General features: G+C 72.6%; 5 protein-coding genes. All 5 read left to right on the forward strand.

Features of this window, described 5'->3' with window-relative positions; genetic code table 11:
* Positions 1 to 240: 240 nt before the first annotated feature.
* The 5 genes from DQW06_RS04735 to DQW06_RS04755 all read left to right on the forward strand — a co-directional run bounded on the left by DQW06_RS04735 (position 241) and on the right by DQW06_RS04755 (position 5,879).
* Positions 241 to 1,365: a YihY/virulence factor BrkB family protein gene (locus DQW06_RS04735; RefSeq protein WP_013154961.1), complete on the forward strand. Its 1,125-nt coding sequence runs from the start codon at positions 241 to 243 to the stop codon at positions 1,363 to 1,365.
* 181 nt (positions 1,366 to 1,546) lie between these two features.
* A complete protein-coding gene (locus tag DQW06_RS04740) occupies positions 1,547 to 2,719 on the forward strand; it encodes a glutamate--cysteine ligase (protein WP_013154960.1) in 1,173 nt (390 codons plus the stop codon).
* 25 nt (positions 2,720 to 2,744) lie between these two features.
* Complete coding sequence (locus tag DQW06_RS04745; protein WP_013154959.1) at positions 2,745 to 3,983, forward strand: M20 family metallopeptidase; 1,239 nt, start codon at positions 2,745 to 2,747, stop codon at positions 3,981 to 3,983.
* A 169-nt stretch (positions 3,984 to 4,152) separates the two neighbouring features.
* On the forward strand, positions 4,153 to 5,250 hold the full coding sequence (locus tag DQW06_RS04750; RefSeq protein ID WP_013154958.1) for an adenosine deaminase: 1,098 nt from the start codon (positions 4,153 to 4,155) through the stop codon (positions 5,248 to 5,250).
* Complete coding sequence (locus DQW06_RS04755) at positions 5,250 to 5,879, forward strand: PH domain-containing protein (RefSeq protein ID WP_013154957.1); 630 nt, start codon at positions 5,250 to 5,252, stop codon at positions 5,877 to 5,879. Before DQW06_RS04750 ends, DQW06_RS04755 begins: the two co-directional genes overlap by 1 nt.
* Positions 5,880 to 5,916: the final 37 nt, after the last annotated feature.

Here is a 5,916-nt window from a genome sequence, read left to right on the forward strand (position 1 = left end):
CCCCACCGAGGCCCCCTTCCGCCGGATGGATCTCCGTCCCCCAAGTCTGCCCAAGGCCCGGACGTGTCCGTGATCACCCCCGCTGAAGCGCTTCGTCCCCGTACGGGGGTGTTCGCCGCCGAATCCGGCGCGGAGGCTTCACGGGGGAGCGCGGCGCCGCTACGGTTGCGGGCCACCGGTGACCGCGGAGCCGCGCGGGGTAGGGACACGGGTGACACGTGCGACGGAGAGGGAGGCCGCGTGGCCGCAGCGCTGGACCGGGCCAGGGACACCGGCAGGCACTACCGGAACCTGGGCATGGACGCGTACTGGGAGCTGCGCAGGCGCAGGCCCGCCCTCGACCACCTGGTCCGGGCCTACGAGCGCTACGCCGACCGCAACGGCAACCAGCTGGCCGGAGCGGTCACCTACTTCGCCTTCCTGTCCTTCTTCCCCCTGCTGGCGCTGGCCTTCGCCGCGGTCGGCTACCTCGCCGCCGTGCAGGTCGAGGTGGGCGACTACCTCCAGCAGGCGCTGGACGGCGTCCTGCCGGGCCTGTCCGAGCAGCTGCCCATCGACGAGATCGCCCAGGCCCGCGTGGGCGCCGGTGTCATCGGTGTGCTCGGTCTGCTCTACGCGGGCCTGAACGCGGTGTCGGCGCTGCGCGAGGCCCTGCACTCCATCTGGCTCAAGAACCTCAGGGAGGGTCCCAACATCCTCCTGCGCAAGCTGGCCGACCTGCTGGTCATGCTGGGCCTGGGCGCGGCGCTGCTGCTCGCGGTGGCCTTCACCAGCGTCGCCCAGACCGCCACGCAGTGGCTCCTCGGGCTGGTGGGCCTGGACGGTTCGCTCCTGGCCAACCTGTCCCTGCGCGCGCTGGCCCTGGTCATCGCGGTCGGCGCCAACATAGTGATCTTCGTGCTGGCCTTCGCGCTGCTGTCGGGCAGCGGGCGGCCCACGCGGATGATGTGGAGGGGAGCCCTGCTGGGGGCGGTCGGATTCGAGGTCCTCAAGGCCGCGGCGGCGGTGCTGCTGGCCGGGACGCTCGGCAACCCCGTCTACGCGTCCTTCGCCGTCCTGGTCGGGCTGCTGGTGTGGATCAACCTCGTGATGCGCCTGGTGATGTTCAGCGCGGCGTGGACGGCCACGTGGCTGCCGATGCCGCCGCCCTACACCGGCTCCCTGCCCCTGCCGGAGGAGCACGGCATGGACTGGACCCGCCCGGACTGGGTCTCGGGGGTGACGGCGCGGGTGGCGGCGCGGGAGGCGGCCGAGCGCCGCCGGGCACGGCGCGCGCTGGCCGGGGTGTTGTCCCTGCTGGGAGCGGCCGGTGCCGCGGGCACCACGGCGTGGGCGCTGCGCCGACGCCGCGGCGATCGCGTGTAGGCGTTCCGGCGGCACGCCCGAAACAGAAATTCTTTCCACGGAATTCGCATGAAGCGAGGCGATTGTCCCGTATGTGTGCGGTGCGTGAGGGGTAGTCCTCCCCTGTCCCGGTTGACCGGTTCTCCGGGGCGCGACGGTGCGACGGCCGGGGACGGCCGCAAACACCCCCTTCGGAGGGCAGATGGGAATCGCATTCAACTCGTCCGAACGCGCGACGATCGGAGTGGAGTGGGAACTCCAGCTCGTCGACCGGCGCAGTCGGCACCTGAGACAGGAGGCGCCCAAGCTCCTGGCCGAACTCCCCGAGCTCAGCTCCGACTCCGCCCCGCCGCTGCGCCACGAGCTCATGCAGTCCCAGGTGGAGGTCGTGACCGGGATCTGCGAGACGGTCGAAGAGGCCAAGGGCGACCTGGGCCGCAACATCGACCGCATGAGGGAGGTCCTCGCGCCCTGGGGGACCACGCTGACCTGCTCGGGAACCCACCCCATCGACGACTGGCGCGACCAGGAGCTCAGCCCCGGCGAGCGCTACGGCGAGCTGGTCGAGCAGATGCAGTGGCTGGTCCGGCGCATCCTGACGTGCGGCGTCCACGTCCACGTCGGCGTGCGCGACAGGGACAAGGCCATCCCCATGGTCAACGCCCTGTCGCGCTACCTGCCGCACTTCCTCGCCCTGAGCGCGTCCAGCCCGTTCTGGGGCGGACAGGACACCGGCCTGGCCTCCTCCCGGTCCGTCATCTTCGGCACGCTGCCCACCGCGGGGCCGCCGCCGAACCTTCCGCACTGGGCCGCTTTCGAGGAATACCTCGAAACGCTTCTCCGGGCAGGTACCATCGCCTCTATCAAGGAAGTGTGGTGGGACATCCGTCCGCACCCTGATTTCGGCACCATCGAGATCCGGATGTTCGACGGTATTCCCACCCTGCGCGAGGTGGGAATGGCCGCCGCGCTCTCTCAGAGCCTGGTGGAGCTGTTCGATCACCAGCTCGACCGCGGGTACGGTCTGCCCAGCCCGCCGTCCTGGGTGGTGAAGGACAACAAGTGGCGTGCCACCCGCTACGGACTCGACGCTCGTGTCATCACGGACGCGCGCGGAACCACGGTTCCGCTCCGCGACGACCTGTACGAGCTGGTCCGCGAGCTGAAACCGGTCGCGACCCGCCTGGGTTGCGCCGAGGACCTGGACCTGATCTCCGAGATCCTGGACAAGGGCGCCTCCTACGAACGTCAGCGCGCGGTCATCGCCGAGGGCGGGACCCTCGACGACGTCGTGGACATGCTCGCCGCCGAGCTCCAGGGCGGTCCTCCCACCCGCGCAAGGGTCGGTGCCGGCGACGGAGCCGGTACGCGCTGAGACGTGGAGAAGAGGGGACCCTCGCATGCAGGGACATGACCTGCCGGAACAGTTGACCGCTTTCCTGGCGCGGCACGGGCGGGAGCTGAGCGGCTTCCGCCGGGACCTGCACATGCACCCCGAACTCGCCTTCGCCGAACACCGCACCACGGGGCGGATCGCCGAACGCCTGCGCGAGGTGGGCCTCGAACCGCGGGAACTGCCCCAGGGCACCGGTCTGGTCTGCGACATCGGATCCGGCACCGGTCCCCTGGTGGCCCTGCGCGCCGACATCGACGCCCTGCCACTGACGGACGAGAAGGACGTCCCCTACCGCTCCACCGTGCCGGGGGTCGCCCACGCCTGCGGGCACGACGTGCACACCACGGTCGTGCTGGCGGCCGGGGTCTTCCTGGCGCAGCTGGAGAGGGCGGGCGCGCTGCCTGGCCGGGTCCGGCTCATCTTCCAGCCCGCCGAGGAGCTCCCCGGCGGCGCCGTGGAGGTGATCAACGCCGGGGCCATGGAGGGCGTGGACCGCATCTTCGCCCTGCACTGCGACCCCCGCCTGGTGACGGGCCGGGTCGGGCTGCGCACGGGCGGCATCACCGCCGCCTGCGACCAGCTCATGGTGCGCCTGTCGGGCCCGGGCGGGCACACCGCGCGCCCGCACCTGACCTCCGACCTCGTCTACGCCCTGGGCAAGGTCGTCACCGAGCTGCCCGCCGCGCTGTCGCGGCGGATCGACCCCCGGGCCGGGTTCAGCCTGGTGTGGGGCAGGATCAGCGCCGGCTCCGCGCCCAACGTCATCCCCGACGACGCCGTCGCCGAGGGCACCGTGCGCTGCCTGGACGACGAGGCCTGGCACGCGGCCCCCGACATCATCAAGGGGCTGGTGGAGTCGGTGGCCTCGGCCTACGGCGCCGAGGCCGAGGTGACCTACCGGCGGGGCGTGCCGCCCACCATCAACGAGGCGACCAGCGTGGCCCTCATGCGCGAGGCCGTCACCGCCGCCCTGGGCCCCGAGGCGGCGGCCTCCACCCCGCAGAGCCTGGGCGGCGAGGACTTCGCCTGGTACCTGGAGCACGTCCCCGGCGCGCTGGCCCGCCTGGGCACCCACTCCCCGGACTGGGACGGCCCCATGCTGGACCTGCACCGGGGCACCTTCGACGTGGACGAGCGCGCCATCGGCACGGGCACCCGCTTCATGGTGACCACCGCGCTGACGGCGCTGTGGGAGAGCTCGCGCCGCGACACCCGCGTGGACACCGAGGAGGCCATGGCCTGACGCGGCCCGCGGGACGGGGAGCCCCGAGCCGCCGCGCGCACCGCGGCGGACCCCAGCGCGCACGAGCGCATAGCACCACCCGACTCCCCGCCCGCCGCCCCGGCCGCCCGACGCGGCGACCCGCGTCCGCCTGTCGGGGCGGCTCCCCGGCTGGTGGCATCCTGAATCCATGAACCAGCCACTCACAGTCGACCAGATCCGGCGGGCGCCGAAGGTACTGCTGCACGACCACCTCGACGGCGGGCTGCGCCCGGCCACCGTCGTGGAACTGGCCCGGGAGACCGGCTACACCGGTCTGCCCACCTACGACGCGCAGGAGCTGGGGCGGTGGTTCCGCGAGGCCTCCGACTCCGGCTCGCTGGAGCGCTACCTGGAGACGTTCGCGCACACCACGGCGGTCATGCAGACCCGTGACGCCCTGGTGCGGGTCGCCGCCGAGGCCGCGGAGGACCTGGCCGCCGACGGCGTGGTCTACGCCGAGCAGCGCTACGCCCCCGAGCAGCACCTGGAGGCCGGGCTCACCCTGGAGGAGGTCGTCGAGGCCGTCCAGGAGGGACTCGAACTCGGCCGGAAGCGCGCCGCCGACCAGGGGCGCAGCATCCGCACCGGCCAGCTCGTCACCGCCATGCGCCACGCCGCGCGCTCCTCGGAGATCGCCGAGCTGGCGGTCCGCTACCGCGACGCGGGCGTGGCCGGGTTCGACATCGCGGGCGCCGAGGCGGGCAACCCGCCCACCCGGCACCTGGACGCGTTCGAGTACCTGCGCCGGGAGAACTTCCACTTCACCATCCACGCGGGCGAGGCGTTCGGCCTGCCCTCCATCTGGGAGGCCCTCCAGTGGTGCGGGTGCGACCGCCTGGGCCACGGCGTGCGCATCATCGACGACATCGACACCGACACCGGCGGCGCCCCGCGGCTGGGCCGCCTGGCCCAGTACGTGCGCGACAAGCGGGTGCCGCTGGAGATGTGCCCCAGCTCCAACGTGCAGACCGGAGCCGCGGAGTCCATCGCCGACCACCCCATCCGGCTCCTGCGCGACCTGCGCTTCCGCGTCACCGTCAACACCGACAACCGCCTCCAGAGCGGCACCAGCCTGTCCGAGGAGTTCGCCCGCCTCTGCGAGGCCTTCGGGTACGGCTGGGACGACGTCCAGTGGTTCACGGTCAACGCCATGAAGTCGGCCTTCCTGCCCTTCGACGAGCGCCTCGCGCTGATCAACGGGGTCATCAAGCCCGGCTTCGCGCAGCTGAAGTGGACGACCTCCTGATGGACGGACCCAACCCCACCACCCACTACTCCACCTTCACGCGGGTGGCGGCGATCGTGTGGACCGTGATCGCGGCCCTGCTGCTGGTGGACGTGCTCCTGCGCGGCGAGGGCCGCCAGGCCTGGATCGCGGGGGCCCTGCTGATCGCGACCGTCTCCGCGGTGTACCTGGTCTGGCTGCGCCCGCGCGTGGTCTCCACCGAGCGCGGCCTGAGGGTGGTCAACCCGCTGCGCGAGACCTTCGTGCCGTGGGCGGCGGTGCTCTGGGTGGACGTCACCGACGTCCTGCGGGTGCACACGCCGGGGGGCGTGGTGCGCTCGTGGCCGCTGCGCGAGACCAAGCGTCAGCGGGTCCGCGACAACATGCGCCGGGAGGGGGGATTCCTCGATCCGGACGACGACGGGGACCCCGCCTCCACGCGTCCGGTGGACCTGGCCGCCCGACAGCTGCGCCAGGACGCCGAGCGCCACAAGGCGCGCCCGCTCAGCGGGCCGGTCAGGGACGTGGACGGGGCGGGCCCCGCCGCGCTGGGTGCGGAGGACGAGCCCCAGACCATGGTCCCCCTGGAGGTGATCGTGGTCATCGGCGCGACCGCGGCCCTGCTCGTGGCGGTGTTCCTGCTGGCCTGAGCGCCGCCCCTCCCGGATCCGACCCGGTCCCCACCCC

Origin of the sequence: Nocardiopsis sp. TNDT3, assembly GCF_003427465.1 — a bacterium.
Classification (GTDB): domain Bacteria; phylum Actinomycetota; class Actinomycetes; order Streptosporangiales; family Streptosporangiaceae; genus Nocardiopsis; species Nocardiopsis dassonvillei.